Source organism: Mycobacterium dioxanotrophicus, from assembly GCF_002157835.1.
GTDB lineage: Bacteria > Actinomycetota > Actinomycetes > Mycobacteriales > Mycobacteriaceae > Mycobacterium > Mycobacterium dioxanotrophicus.
In genome coordinates, this window is sequence record NZ_CP020809.1 from 6,827,340 (window position 1) to 6,841,367 (window position 14,028).

10 protein-coding genes are annotated in these 14,028 nt (G+C 66.9%); 3 read left to right on the forward strand and 7 right to left on the reverse strand.

All coding sequences use genetic code 11. The features are described from left to right. From BTO20_RS33180 to BTO20_RS33205, 6 genes are all read right to left on the reverse strand, one after another. On the reverse strand, nt 1–312 hold the full coding sequence (locus tag BTO20_RS33180; protein ID WP_087080315.1) for a PE family protein: 312 nt from the start codon (nt 310–312) through the stop codon (nt 1–3). Next, entirely contained in the window at nt 309–4,286 is a 3,978-nt protein-coding gene (eccCa, locus tag BTO20_RS33185) for a type VII secretion protein EccCa (protein ID WP_087080317.1), read from the reverse strand. Before eccCa ends, BTO20_RS33180 begins: the two co-directional genes overlap by 4 nt. Then, complete coding sequence (gene eccB, locus BTO20_RS33190; RefSeq protein ID WP_087080319.1) at nt 4,283–5,836, reverse strand: type VII secretion protein EccB; 1,554 nt, start codon at nt 5,834–5,836, stop codon at nt 4,283–4,285. Before eccB ends, eccCa begins: the two co-directional genes overlap by 4 nt. After that, nucleotides 5,833–7,602 carry a type VII secretion AAA-ATPase EccA gene (eccA, locus tag BTO20_RS33195; RefSeq protein WP_087080321.1) on the reverse strand — a complete coding sequence of 590 codons (1,770 nt, stop codon included), beginning with the start codon at nt 7,600–7,602 and terminating at the stop codon, nt 5,833–5,835. Before eccA ends, eccB begins: the two co-directional genes overlap by 4 nt. Nucleotides 7,603–7,790: 188 nt before the next feature. Next, entirely contained in the window at nt 7,791–8,690 is a 900-nt protein-coding gene (locus BTO20_RS33200) for a class I SAM-dependent methyltransferase (RefSeq protein WP_087080323.1), read from the reverse strand. A gap of 35 nt (nt 8,691–8,725) precedes the next feature. Next, nucleotides 8,726–9,628, reverse strand: coding sequence for an oxygenase MpaB family protein (locus BTO20_RS33205; protein WP_198344159.1), 903 nt, complete (start codon nt 9,626–9,628; stop codon nt 8,726–8,728). A 69-nt stretch (nt 9,629–9,697) separates the two neighbouring features. On the opposite strand from BTO20_RS33205, the gene BTO20_RS33210 reads away from it, so the two are divergent. After that, on the forward strand, nt 9,698–10,345 hold the full coding sequence (locus tag BTO20_RS33210; RefSeq protein ID WP_232490928.1) for a TetR/AcrR family transcriptional regulator: 648 nt from the start codon (nt 9,698–9,700) through the stop codon (nt 10,343–10,345). Beyond that, nucleotides 10,342–11,166, forward strand: coding sequence for a helix-turn-helix transcriptional regulator (locus tag BTO20_RS33215; protein WP_087080329.1), 825 nt, complete (start codon nt 10,342–10,344; stop codon nt 11,164–11,166). The genes BTO20_RS33210 and BTO20_RS33215 overlap by 4 nt, the downstream gene beginning before the upstream one ends. On the opposite strand, the gene BTO20_RS33220 is transcribed toward BTO20_RS33215, so the two are convergent. Then, a complete protein-coding gene (locus BTO20_RS33220; RefSeq protein WP_087080331.1) occupies nt 11,139–12,140 on the reverse strand; it encodes an AraC family transcriptional regulator in 1,002 nt (333 codons plus the stop codon). The genes BTO20_RS33215 and BTO20_RS33220 overlap by 28 nt on opposite strands. Nucleotides 12,141–12,239: 99 nt before the next feature. On the opposite strand from BTO20_RS33220, the gene BTO20_RS33225 reads away from it, so the two are divergent. After that, on the forward strand, nt 12,240–14,015 hold the full coding sequence (locus BTO20_RS33225) for an N-acyl-D-amino-acid deacylase family protein (RefSeq protein ID WP_087080333.1): 1,776 nt from the start codon (nt 12,240–12,242) through the stop codon (nt 14,013–14,015). Nucleotides 14,016–14,028 lie beyond the last annotated feature (13 nt).

Sequence of the window (14,028 nt, forward strand, 5' to 3'; positions counted from 1 at the left end):
TCAGATACCGCGGGCGATCAGGTACGACGACGCCGCCATGGCGTCACCGGTCGCGTAGCTCGCACCGGACTCCCCGACACCGACACCGGACCGGCCGAGTTCCTCGACGCCGTGGGCCGCGACCGCGTTGTGCTCGGCACCGTGGGCGCTGAAACCCGTTGCGGTCAACAGCGAGACGGGATCGGCGGCAGGCGGAACCACCGCGGAGACCACCGGTGCGGCCGCCGCGTGGGCAGCCGCCAGCCGCCCGGTCAGTGCCTCCACAGCCGAACTGGCCGCGGTCAACCCTTCCGGGATTACCCGCAATGTCATCGGTATTCCTTTCCTCTGGTGGTGGTTCCGTTGTTCGCCGACAGCGCCGAATCGGCACCGAACGGGTTGACCAGCTGCACGAATTCGGGGGCGTCCCCGTCACCGAGCAACATGCCGCGTCCCGCGGGGAACCGGGCGAACCGGTGGCCACGGATCTTGCCGCTGTCGGCCGGATTACCCGACAACATCAGCGTCGTCGCCTGCAGGTCGTTGAGCCGGCGCAGCAGCGGCGCCGTCATCACCGCGTGCGCCGATCCGGTGGCCCTGGCCGTCACGATGACCCGCAGCCCGAGGTCCGACGCCTCGGCCAGCAGACCGACGACGTTGGTCCACGGCCGTTGCCCGGCGAACGGGCCGCTGACGGCCGGAGCGTCGGGAATCTGGTCGACGTCGTCGACGATCAGGTAATGCGTGTGCCCGGTGTAACCCCATCCACTGAGTTCCTGCGGACTCAAACCGGCCGGTGGACGGCGCTTTTCGATGAGGGCCGAGAGTCCCAGCATCGCGGGCAGCACGCGGTCGATGTTCGCGGTGTACTCGTTGTCGGCGAACAGTGGTTCGTCGACCAGGTGCAGCCTGCGGTCGACCACCGTGAACGCGATCTCGTCGGGCTGCGAGTTCTCCCGGATGGTCCGGATGATGTGCCGCAGCAGTGTCGTCTTGCCCGACTTGGAGTCGCCGAACACGGTCAGCAGCGGGTTGTTCGCGAAGTCGATGGCGACGGGAGCCAGATCCTCTTCGCGTTGGCCGATGACCACCGTCTCGGGCGCCGGATACAGCGGCGCCACCGCCGCCGGGGACAGCTCTGCGGGCAGCAGCCGCACCGGTGGGGCGCTGACACCTGGGTGCCGCGCATTGATGACAGCGATGTCAGTGAGCGACGGCGCCGCGAACAGAAAGTGCTCGGCCGCCATGGTCAGGCCGCGACCGGGCTGGTCGGCCGGCACCGATTCCGCGGGGCGGCGCAGGGCACCCACCACGCGCACGATGCTGTCGTGCGCGTCGTGCAGTTTGAGCTCGAGCCGCAGCCCCAGGCCGTCGCGCATCGCCAGTGGCACCTCGAGCCAGTTCGGCGTCGTGATGACGACGTGGATGCCATAGGCCAGACCGGTGTTGACCAGTTCTGTGACCTTGGCCAGCAACGGGTTACGGGTGTTGAACGTGTCGGTGTTGTCACGGCTGAAGGCGTACAGATTGTCGACGACCAGGAAAACGGCACCGTAGCCGTCGGCATACGCGCCCTGCCGGCTCACCGAAGCCTGCTGCTGCCGCGCCCGCAACAGCTGCTCCAACTCGCCGAAGGTCCGGCGGATCCGCTCGGGCTCCAGCGGCGTGGCGACGCTTCCGACATGGGCCAGGTCCTGCAGGCCGGCCAACTGGCCACCGCCGTAATCAAGGCAGTAGAACGTCACCTCACGCGGCGTATGCAGCGCTGCGGCGGAGAGGATGAACGTCTGCAGCGCAGTCGATTTACCCGACCTGGGACCGCCATGGATCAACACGTTGGCCGCCGAGGAGTTGGCGTCGAAGACCAGTGCATCGCGCCGCATCTCGAACGGCTTGTCGATCTCGCCGAGTGGCCATCGCAGCTGACCGGCGTCGATTCCGGTGCGGGCCAACACATCATCGAGCGGGATGGCCTCATCCAACGGCGGCAGCCACAGCTTGGGTGCATGCGGACCGAACTGCGCAAGCTGGTCGCCGATGGTGGTGATCAGCTTGCGTGGTGGCAGTGCGGCGAGCTCGTCTGTGTCGCCGCCCGTCACCACGACGGTGTCGGGTTCCGGCTCGACGCGGCTGGCGGTGAACAGCGCAGGCTGCGGAAGTGCCCGTACCACAATTGATTTCTCGACCTTCGGCGGATCGTAGATACCGTCGACGTAGGTGCTGCGGAACTTGATCGGCACCGCACCGGGCGCGGGTACCAGGAAGCCTTCGCCCTTGTGGTCGCGGCCCGACTCGATGTGGTAGGCGTCCTCGACGCCGATGATCTGGCGCGAGATGCTCGGGCTGGCGACCTTCAGACCGATGCGGTACGAGGTGTTCTTGTCGATGTCCTTGATCCGGCCGACGTCCAGCGTCTGCGACGCGAACAAGATGTGGATCCGGAACGAACGACCCTTGCGCGCAACATAGTCGAACAGCTCGGCGTATTCGGGGTGATCGGCGAGCATGAGGGTGAACTCGTCGGCCACCACGAACAACGTCGGCATCGGCGGCAGATCGTGGCCGGCGGCAATCGCAGCCTCGTACTCGGTCACCGAGTTGAAGGCGCTGTTTTGAACCCGCCGCCCGGCTTCTTTGAGCATCTGCTCACGGCGGGCCACCTCACCGCGCAGCGTATCGGCGAACCGCTCGGCCAGTGACCGCTTCTCGGCCATGTTCGAGATCACCGCGACGACCTGGGGGAAGTTGCGGAAGATGTCGGCGCCTGCCTCACCCTTGAAGTCGGCGTAGATCACGATCAGCCGATCCGCAGAGTGGGTTGTCAACAGCGCCAACAGGATCGACATCAGGGTCTGCGACTTGCCGGAACCGGTCATACCGATCATCAGCCCGTGCGGGCCCATGCCACCCTCGGCTTCGTCCTTGAGGTCGAAGTACAACGGCTCACCGGTGGCGGTGACGCCGATCGGGACCCGCAACTCTTCGTCGCGGGGCCGGGGTGCCCAGAGGCCCGCCACATCCAGCGCGGAGGCGTCGGGGATGTCGAGCAGGGTGGTGAACGTGGCACCGCCGGTCGAGGTGGACCGCACGTAACCGGGGTTGGAGTCCCACCGCGACAACCGGCGGGCGATATGGGCGGCTTCGGCGGCGGGCATCTTGTCGGCACGGTCGACGTAGGGCTGCCATCCGTTGCTCTGCCAGCGCTCGATACGGCCGTCGACGATCCGCAGGACGGGCCGTTCGGGGTCCGGATACTGCTCGCGGTTGGGCAGCTCTGCCGACCGGTGGATCACCGTGACGCCCGCGAGGCCGGGACGCCGGGCGATGTCGTCCGGATCGGCATCAGCATCGTCGAGAATCACCAGCAGATGCTTGGCGGCCAGGTCCGTTTCCCCCGGGAACGGCGACCGGTCACCCAAGGCCGGTTGCAGCAGGGCACGCAGCTCGGCTGCGTTGTCGGCGAGGTAGCGGGCCGGGCCGACACCGTCGGCCTGCCCCGGAATGTCGACATGCGGAAGCCATTTCAGCCACGACCAGTCCTCGGAGTCGACGCCGGGCGAGGCCAGCGCGACACCGAGCATGGTGGGGTCATGCCAGGTCACGGCCTGGGCGATCCAGGCTCGCACCGCCGCGCGCACGTCCTCGTCATCGCCGATGACGGTGATGCGGGCGAGCTTGGTGACGTCGATGCCGGTCGGAGCGTCACGGACCGTGCGCTGCACATCAAGCAGACCGCGAAGGGTGCTGTGCGACACCGGTTCCAGGTCGATCTCGTCGACAGTGTCCTTGACCCGAATCGCGGCATCCAGTGGGACATCGTGCAATCCGGCGCGTAACACCAGGAAGTCGCGGTCGCGGGGGTCGCGCTCCCACTGTCTGCGCGTGCCGGGGATGGTGGCCAGCACGTCGGGCGCCGGATGCGACCACTCCAGTGCCGCACGCTGTTCGGCGGCGTGGGCGCGGACGTTGTCACGGACCACCGACAGGTAGCGCAGGTAGTCGGCGCGCTCGGCATCCACCTCCTCGGTACGCATCTTGTCGCCGCCGCCGCGGTACAGCGCGGTGGCCGCCAACAACATCACGAACGGGAAGAACAAGATGGTCGGCGAGATCAGCCGCATGCCGGTCGCCACCAGCGCCACGATGATGCCGACGATCAGGATGACGATCAGGTACGGCAGCACCCGGCGCAGCAACGACGGCGGAACCACCCGCGGTAGTTCCGGCGGCGGCTCGATGGTGATGGTGCCCTTGCGGGTGGTCGGCGGCGCGACGCGGCGCCGGTGCTCGAAGATCAACCTGCTCATCGTGTCGCCTCCTGGCGCGCGGAATTGGAGTCGGGCGACAGGGTGTCGTGTGCCACCAGCGCGTCGCCGCGGGACAGGGTTGGGCCGGCCGCGAACTGGGCCAGCACCGACCACGGGATGGGCAGGGCAGGGTTGTGCAGGCCCAGTGCGCCAACGACTTTGTCGTCACCGGCGGTTTCGATGCCGTAGCGCACACCGGTATCGCTGATCCAGAACAACGAGCCTGCCGTCGGTGAGCCCGGTTCGGCGCCCACGGTCTGGACGAAGTAGCCGGTGCCCGGGGTCAGTGCGACGCGGTCGGCCGCGCCGTTGTTTCCTGCCCCGACGAGGTCGACGGGGTGCAGCCCGTCGGGCAGCGGCAGCGTCGCACCCGATAGCAGGGTCAGCGAACTCTCGGTCGCCCCAGCGGGTTTCGTCCACTTGGCACACGTGACCGGATCCGCTGAGGCCTGCACCAGATGGATCGGCTGCCCGGGGAAGGCTGCGGTGTCGATGGCGCGGGAAACCGGCGCCGCGGCGACCACGTCAGCGCCCAACCGTGGCGGCTGTTCGAGCCCGTAGGAGTCGGTGTTGCGCAGGATCGCGGCCAGTACCGGCGACACCGGCTGCAGGCCATCGGCCAGCACCGCGTAGTAACGCAGGCTGTTGTCTGCGGCGAACGCGGTCACCACGGCGCCGACCGGCACCGGGATCGGCAGTTCGAAGTGCGGGGCTGCACCGGCATCGGCGATGGCGGGTGCGGCGAGCGTAGGAGCCTCGGGGATCGCGTTGACCAGTCCGGCCGCGATCGGGCGAGGTACCGCGACGTCGGCGCCGAGGCCCAGCGCCTCGGTGACGGCACGGTTTCCCACGTCGATCGGGCTGCGCTTGCCGCCCCACAGCAGCCAGTCCCCCGGGTTCGGACCGGAGCTGTTGTGCACCAGCACACCCCGGTCGGCAGGCAGCGACACCGCGCGTTCACCGCCGGCGTCGGGTCGACCGGCCAGCACCGTCACACCGGTATTGAGGCCTGAAACTGATTCGCACACAGTCCAATCCGAATCCTTGGCGGTGGTCTGCACCATCCGCTCAGGAGCACCCGGAATGCCGAGGAGGTTGCCCCGCGGATACTTGTCGATCTCGCTGGTCTTGACCGTGGTGGGATTGTCCGCGGCGCCGGCGATCAGCCGGGCCGAGGTCAGGTTCAGCACGGGATGCAGTTGCTCACCGACCAGCACGTAGAGCGCCGCGGTGGATCGGTCGGCGAGCACCTTGTCGTGGCCCGCGACCCCACCGGGACGAATGAGCGAGAAGACGAAACAGCCGATCAGGCCGGTGGCGACGATCAGCGCGCCGGTCACCACGGCCCGGCTCTGCGTGCGCAGTGGGTCGACCAGCATGCGGGTGTCGTGCAGCGCGACGCCGGATGCGATGCGGCGCATGATGAATCGCCATCCGGTCACCTGGTGGCGGGTGACGAAGCCGCGGCGATACTGCACCCGGTCGGGGTTCTCGTTGGCCGGGGTGCGGGAACTGAACGAACGTCGATCCTCCGAACCTGGCGCGGTCATTCGGGCACCGTCAAACCGAGGCCACGCAGCAGCGGGGCGGCCGAGTTACGGACGTCACCGGCCGTGATCGTCATCATCTCCTCGTCGGTGAAGTCATCGGATTCCAAGTGGTCCAACCGGTATTCGCGTTCCTCCTCGGAACGTTCGACCAGGTTGCGGACGAAGCGGCCGTTGCCCGCGATGTCGAGGCTGCGTCGCGGCACGCCGTTGGCGTCGGGCGTGGTGGCCTGGGCCAGGTGGCCGAACAGCTTTTCCATGTCGTCGTGGGCGGCGGCCTCGAACAGGCTGTCGCGCTTCTCTGCCATCCGGACGGCGATCTCCACCAGTTCCGACGAGCTGTACGACGGGAAGTCGATGCTGCGCGTAAAGCGCGACCGCAGACCCTCGTTGGTGTCCAGAAAGTTGTCCAGATCCTTGCGGTAACCCGCGACGATCACCACCAGGCGGTCGCGGTCGTTCTCCATCCGGGCCAGCAGCGTGTCGATGGCAACCAGGCCGAAGTCGTTCTTGGCGCCCGTGGAGACCAGGGCGTACGCCTCGTCGAGGAACAGCACGCCGTCCAGAGCACTGTCGATGATCGCGTTGGTCTTGGCCTCGGTCTCACCGATGTGCTGGCCGATCAGGTCGGCGCGGTGCACCTCGCGGACGGTTTCCTTCTTCAAAAGACCGAGGCCGCAATAGATTTTGGCGACCACGCGGGCAATGGTGGTCTTACCGGTTCCCGGTGGGCCTGCGAACACCAGGTGATTGGTGCGTTGCGCGACAGCCAGGCCCCGTTCCTGACGCCGGATGGCCATGGCCACCGAACTCTTGAGCCGGGCCACCTGAAACTTCACTTCTTCCAGACCGATGAATTCGGCGAGTTCGGCCTCGGCCTCGATCAGCAGGTGTGCCTTGCGTTCCTTGGCGCCCGGGTCGACGAACTCATCCTCGGTCGGCTCGGTCTCCGCATCCCATGGGTCGCTGCGCGCGTCGATGCGCGCCGACGTGGTGGTCACCAGACCGAATGTCGGGTCCAGCAGCGCCTCTTCGACCTGCGTGTTCTCCGGGTGCGCGGCGAACAGATCCTGCAGGACATCGTTGGCGTCCTCGTCCTCGCCCTGGCCGCGCAAGGTCAGGGCCTTGGCCAGCGCGCCGTCGACGGCGGCCACCGCGACCGGGCCGGACGGATCCTCCAGGTACGACAGCGCGGGCGCGAACATGCCCAGCCGGGCCAATGCGATACCCAAGGTGGTCCTGGTCGCATGCGCGGTCACGTCATCGAGGGACTCGTCGGTCACCACGGGGGTGAGCAGGCGCACGACGTCAGACCAGCGCTGCGCGCGGTGGTTGATCGCGACCCGTAGCCAGCGCGCGCTGAACCAGCCCGGCCGTCGCGTCAGCACCTCGTCGACCAGCGCGTCGGCCTCGGCCAAGTCACCGGCCTCGCAGCGCAGTGCGGCGTACGCGAGCTGGAAGTCGTCCGCGTCGATGGCCCGGAATGCCAAATACAGCCCGGTGTCGTAGGTGAATCCGAGGTCGCCCGCGGCGAGATCGATCTCACGCTGCAGTCGGCCTGCGCTCGCCACCGTGCGCCACACCGAGTCGATGACGGGAGCCGACACGTCGCCCGCGGCGGCGAGCCCGATCCAGGCGTCACAGTGGTCGTGCGCGATGTGCGTCAGCCCGGCAAACCCGGACCGGGCGGCAGCCAGATCGGCCGGGCGCTGCCGGTCGTTGACCGTCAGGCCGAGCGCTCGACAGCATGTGGCAAATCGGCTGACCACATCGCGGTCGAGCCTGGGCGCTCCCTGAACTGGAGCGGCGAGCGTGTCACTACCCATATGCGTGCACGGAAGCGACATCCGCCCCCGTCTCTCTCCCTTATGTATGCCTAAGCTAACTTTCGGCTGAAGTTAGCATTGCATAACTTAAGTGTCGAGACGCACGGTATCGGGAAGAGGCGTGAGCCCGCTCACTCCTTGCGAGCGGTAACCAAACTGTTCGAATCGAGCATGTGCCGAGCATCAGTGCCGGGACCAGGGAGTTCGCGACCGAGCTGGTGGATATAACCCGAAAGGCCGGTAGTGGTTGCAGTCCAGCCATGCTCGGAGAACCACTGTTCGGCGGGAGCGTGCTGTTCGTTGTAGACCAGCGAGAAGAATTCAGTCTCCTGACCAGAGACGCGGCCCTCGGCACGCTTGGCCTCGAACACCTCGCGGTCCATGGGCACCGCCTCTTCGACGGCGACGAAGCTGCCTGGGGCCGCCAGCGCGTCGATACCGGCGAACAGCTGTTCTTGCGCGGCCGCAGGCAAATAGATCAGCAGACCCTCGGCAATCCACGCCGACGGCTTCGACGGGTCGAAGCCGTGGCTGCGCAACGCCTGCGGCCAGTCATCGCGCAAATCGATCGCGATCTCGCGGCGCTCGGCCGTCGGAGTGTCACCGTGGCTGTCCATCGTCTCGCGCTTGAACTGCAGCACCCGTGGCCGGTCAAGTTCGTAGACGACAGTGCCCGCGGGCCAGGACAACCGGTATGCCCGGGAATCCAGGCCCGCCGCCAGCAGCACGATCTGCTGGACACCGGCCTGCGCGACGCCCTGAAAGTAGTCATCGAAGTACCGCGTGCGGGCGCCCTGGAAGTTGACGAAGTGTCCGCCCCACTCGGTGCGCAGCGGGAAGTCCGCATCGGCGTCGTCGAGTGCCGCCGCTGCATCGCCGCCTGCGGCACGACAGAACACTTCGGCATACCGGTCGACAGCCAGCGGATCAGGTTTCTGTGCTTCCAAAGCCCTTGCTGCGGCTACGAACAACGCGGTCTGGCCGACGCTGGTGGAGATGTCCCAGGTGTCTTTATCGGTGCGGCTGCTCACGGCCGCGAGAGTACGCGCCGAACCTGACAAGCCTCCTACACCAGCGGCCGTCCCGTCCGGATGCGCCAGTTCAGTTCCAGCAGTAGCGCGTTGAACGGGAACTGCCGCACCACCCGCGGCAGCACGTGGTTGACGGTACGCAGAACGGCGATGAGCCTGTCGAACCGGCGCTGCCGTCGCGCATCCCACGGCAACCGCATCTCGTCGCGGAACCGTTGCGGCAGAAAGCCGGTGGTGATCAACAGGGCCGTGCCCTCCGACGCCCGCCGCAGCGGGCCGGGCAAGGTCACTCCGCGCAACCGGGCGACCGCGATCGGATACAGGTAGTCCCGCACGGCATCGTCGATGTGCACCTGCTCCAGCGACTCCTGCCAATACCGATCGAACGCCGCTCGGTCGGCCGGCCACATCTCGGGCGGCACCTGCAGCGTCGTACCCAGCGTGACGCCTTCCCGGTAGTGCCGGTCGGCGGTCTCGTCGTCCATCTCCCCCACGAACATCCGGTACACGTCGACGGCCCCCTTGTAGAGACACGCGGCCACCCACAGCTGCAGCCCTTTGTCGAACGCGTTGTACTGCACCGGGCTGTCCTCGGTCGAGTACACCTGCGCGTGCGCCTTGTTCACCGCCCGCCGGAACGCCGCCTTCTGCTGCTCGGTGCCCCGGGTCGCCACCGCAAGGTAGGTGAAGGTGGTGCGGGCCCGCTTGATCGGGTGCCGGTCGACGCGTCCGCTCTCGACCCGGCTCTCCATCACGCCGTAGCCGACGCCGGGCCGCGCGAGCTGCATGATCACGTTCGCCGGACCGGCCAGCAGGGCGACACCCATCAGACCGTCGTCGATGGTGGCACCAAGCCTGCGTCGCCGGGCCGCGTGCGTGGGACGTGCCGGCTCGTCCATGGCGCGCTCGACATGCAGGATCGGCTCGTCGACCGTCATGATCACCCCTGTCGCAAAGTTGAGAACGTCTGTTTCCTGATATTGGCGGGGCGTCTGACAGGTGTCAAGATGTGTCACGATATCTGCGTGACACCGGTCCGGCCCTACCGCGGCATCGACGCAACCGCTCGCCTCGCGCAGCGTCGTCGTCAATTGCTGACGGCTGGGCTCGATCTGCTCGGTGCAGAAGGCGCCGAGTCCACCGACCTGACGGTGCGCGCAGTCTGCGGCCAGGCTGGACTGGCCGCGAGGTACTTCTACGAGAGCTTCACCGACAAGGACCACTTCGTCGCCGCGGTGTACGACTGGGTCATCGGAGACATCGCCACCTCCACCCAGGCCGTCGTGGCGGCCGCACCGCTGGCCGAACAGACCGGCGCCGCGATGCGCAACATTGTGCGAACCATCGCCGAGGACCCGCGGGTGGGCAGGCTCTTGTTCAGCAGCGAACTCGCCAACGAGATGCTGGCCCGCAAACGGGTCGAATCGACCACGTTCTTCGCCATGCTGCTCGGCCAGCACGCCGAGGCCGCGCTCAACCTCGAAGAAAACGAACATCTGAGAGCCACAGCCCATTTCGCGGTCGGCGGGGTGGCCCAGACCATCAGCGCATGGCTCGCGGGCGAGCTACGGCTGAGCCCAGAGCAACTCGTCGAGCAGCTGCGGTCGATGCTCGACGGGCTGGCCGGCATCGAGTCGCAGCGAAAGGTGCCGTGAGCGGGCCCCAACTGTTCCGGCCCAGCCCAGCGCTGGCATCGCACGTCGACTTCTTCGGCTACTGGGATCGCGACGGCGGCCCGACTCATCGCAGCCGCGCGCTGCCCCGCGGGGCGGCAACGGTGATCATCGACCTCAGCCCGCGCCAGCAGGTCGATTTCTATGCCGCCGACGGCACCACCCGCCTCGACGTGCCTCCGGCGTTCATCGCGGGGGCGGGCAGCATCTCCTATGTCACCCAGATCGCCACCGCGCAAACCGTTTTGACGATCCACTTTCGTCCCGGCGTGATATTCGCCGCCGAGCTGAGCGAATTGGAGAACCGCTGCGTGGGGCTGGCTGATGTCTGGGGTGCCGCCGGAGCCGAGCTGCACGACCGGCTGCTCGATGCATCCTCGGTGGCGTCCCGCATCGCACTCATGGAACAGTTTTTGCTGCCCAGGATCCGGCCGCGGCATGCAGGGATGAGCGCGGTGCTCGACGCCGCCGAACGCGATCCGTCGATGCGTGTCGCACAAGCCGTTGCGCTGACCGGTCTTTCGCCGAAGCGACTGATCGGGCTGTTCCGCACCGAGGTGGGATTGACGCCCAAGGCCTACCTACGGGTGCGACGGCTGCAGGCCTCGCTGCGCCTGCTCGACCGCGGCGCGACGAGCGGCGCCGACGTCGCGGCGACCCTCGGTTACTTCGACCAAGCCCATTTCGCCCGGGAATTCCGGGAATTCACCGCGATGACACCGACGCAATATGCGCACCGGCGCATGTGGCTGCCCAGCCACGTCGGGCTCGGCCATCAGCCGGAGCGCACGGTCCTGCGGTAGCTACTCGGACCGCACCCGAACCAGCGGCTGCACGACCTGCTCAGCACGCTCTGCTCGGCGTAGCCGAGTTCCCGGGTCAGGTGCGACAGGCTGATGTCGGTGTCGCACAGATAGTGTTCGGCGGTCTCGCGGCGCACACTGTCGATGAGTTCACCGAATGTGGTGTTCTCCGCGGACAATCGGCGGTGCAACGCCTTCGGATGTAGATCGAACTGGGCGGCGACCAACTCAAGACTGGCGGCTCCCGTGGGCAGGAGCTGACGCACCATGGTGCGCACGGACTGGGTCATGCCCGTGTGGCGTCCCGTGATTCCGGTCAGGTATTGCACGACCGCTTGATGAGCCAGTGCGTCCTGGGTGAGCGGACGCGCAAAATCGGCTGTGCGCACGGTGAAGCCTGCTGCGGGTTGGGCGAAATACGCCCGGCAGCCGAAATATCTCAGATAGTCCTCGGTTGCGGTCAGCGGCTCGTGTGTCAAGTGCACAGACAACGGCGCGTAGGACGCGCCCAGCAGGAACCGCAATACCCGCAGCGATACCCCGAGGGACAGTTCGGTGGTCTGCGCATGCGGCGGCGGGCGCTCGATCACGATGTCGAAGGCGTAAAACGCCTGCCCTGTGGTGGCTGCCGGCTCGAAGCGGACGGCGATGGCCGGGCTGTAGGCCGCCAGGAAGGTCTCGACGATATGGAACGCATCGCCGACGGTGGCGGCTGTGCGGGCGGCCACCCCGAGCGGTCCCAGGATTTCAATGCCCTGTCGCAGGGCCAGCCGCCGCCCGAAATCGGTGGTCGTCGTCGCCGCGGCTGCTGTTTCGACCGCCACGATCAGGCTGCGGTAGGGCACGAACACTTCGTATTCGCCGACATCACCGGGGTCGATACCGGCGGCGTGCAGCAGCGCGACGGAGTCGCCCCCCAGCTCGTCGACCAGGCTCTGATAGCCCGACAGGGACGAGCCTCGCACCACCGACATGTCAACTAATGTCAAATAATCGTCCGCAACTGTCAAGACTGCGACGGTATCGCGGCCGCATCCTGAAGCCAACGAGGCAAACCAGGAAGGACCATCTCCATGAGTTTCGACACCGTGATCAGCAACGGCCGTTGGTTCGACGGCACGGGTGCGGCGTCGGCGATCCGCGACATCGGCATCCGCGACGGCCACATCGTGGCCGTCAGTGCCCAGCCGCTCGACGTAACCGGCTGCGACCACGTGATCGACGCCGACGGCAAGTGGGTGCTGCCCGGGATGGTTGACATCCACACCCACTACGACATCGAAGTGCTCGGCGCCCCGTCACTCTCGGAGTCCCTGCGCCACGGCGTGACGACCGTGCTGGTGGGTTCGTGTTCACTGTCGACCGTGCACGTCGACGGCCAGGATGCCGGTGACCTGTTCAGCCGCGTGGAGGCCATCCCACGTGACCACGTGATCAGCGCGGTGGATCGCCACAAGACGTGGAGCAATTGCGAGGAGTACATCACCGCGTTGGAGGAGCGGCCGTTGGGTCCGAACATCGCGGCTTTCCTCGGTCATTCCGACATGCGGGCCGCGGTGATGGGCCTCGATCGCGCCACCCGCCACGAGGTACGCCCGACGAAAGCCGAGCAGATCCTGATGGAACAGCTTCTCGGCGAGGCACTTCGGGCGGGATTCGTCGGAATGTCCTCGCAACAACTGCTTTTCGACAAACTCGACGGCGATACGTGCCGTTCGCGCACCTTGCCGTCGACGTACGCGAAACCGCGGGAACTGCGACGACTCAAGGCGCTGCTGCGACGCAGCGGCAGGGTCTTGCAGGCCGGGCCCGACATCCAGAACCCGCTCAACATCGTCTCTCAGGCGGCCCAGTCGTTGGGACTCCTCCGGCGTCCGCTCAAGACCAGTCTGTTGTCGGCCGCCGACATCAAAGCCAACCCGTGGCTGATCGCGACGATGGGCCCGGCGGCCCGCATCGTGAACAAGCTCGGCGGCAACTTCCGCTGGCAGCACCTGCCGGTACCGTTCGAGGTCTACGCCGACGGCATCGATCTGGTGATCTTCGAGGAGTTCGGTTCCGGGGCAGCTGCCATGCATCTGAAAGAGCAAGTGGCGCAGCGCAACGAGCTACTGCGCGACGAGTCCTACCGGCGGTGGTTCCGCAAGGACTACGACAACAAGTACGGGCTCCGGGTGTGGCACCGCGACTTCTTCGACGCCGAGATCGTCGCATGCCCTGACCCGTCGGTCATCGGAAATTCGTTCGGTCAGGTCGGGATTGACCGCGGTGGGTTGCACCCCGTCGATGCCTTCCTCGACCTGGTGGTCGAACACGGCACCGAGTTGCGGTGGCGTACCACGATCTCCAACCACCGCCCCGAGGTTCTCAAGAGGATGGCCCGCGACACCGGTGTCCAGATGGGCTTCTCGGACGCCGGCGCCCACCTGCGCAACATGGCCTTCTACAACTTCGGGCTGCGGTTGCTGCGCCACGTCCACGACGCCAACAGGGCAGGCGCGCCGTTCATGTCCGTCGAGCAGGCGGTACACCGGCTCACTGGCGAACTGGCCGACTGGTATCAGATCGACGCGGGGCACCTGCGGATCGGCGATCGCGCCGACTTGATGATCGTCGATCCGGCGCACCTCGACGATTCGCTGGACAGCTATTCAGAGGACACGGTCGAGCAGTACGGCGGAATGTCGAGGATGGTCAACCGTAACGACGACACCGTCAGCGCGGTCTTCGTCGGCGGGCAAGCGGTGTTCCTCAACGGGCAGCCCACCGAGGTGCTCGGGTCCCGACGCACCGGAAGCTTCCTGCGTGCCAATACCGCAACGCCCGCTCCCGCCGAGGCGCGGGTGTGATACCCAGTGGCAT

Bases quoted from the DNA above. Each gene is read 5' to 3' on its own strand.
- BTO20_RS33205 (WP_198344159.1), bottom strand. From the start codon at position 9,628: ATGACGGTCGACGAGCCGATCCTGCATGTCGAGCGCGCCATGGACGAG.
- eccCa (WP_087080317.1), bottom strand. From the start codon at position 4,286: ATGAGCAGGTTGATCTTCGAGCACCGGCGCCGCGTCGCGCCGCCGACC.
- BTO20_RS33220 (WP_087080331.1), bottom strand. From the start codon at position 12,140: ATGTCGGTGGTGCGAGGCTCGTCCCTGTCGGGCTATCAGAGCCTGGTC.
- BTO20_RS33180 (WP_087080315.1), bottom strand. From the start codon at position 312: ATGACATTGCGGGTAATCCCGGAAGGGTTGACCGCGGCCAGTTCGGCT.
- eccB (WP_087080319.1), bottom strand. From the start codon at position 5,836: ATGACCGCGCCAGGTTCGGAGGATCGACGTTCGTTCAGTTCCCGCACC.
- BTO20_RS33225 (WP_087080333.1), top strand. From the start codon at position 12,240: ATGAGTTTCGACACCGTGATCAGCAACGGCCGTTGGTTCGACGGCACG.
- BTO20_RS33210 (WP_232490928.1), top strand. From the start codon at position 9,698: ATGTGTCACGATATCTGCGTGACACCGGTCCGGCCCTACCGCGGCATC.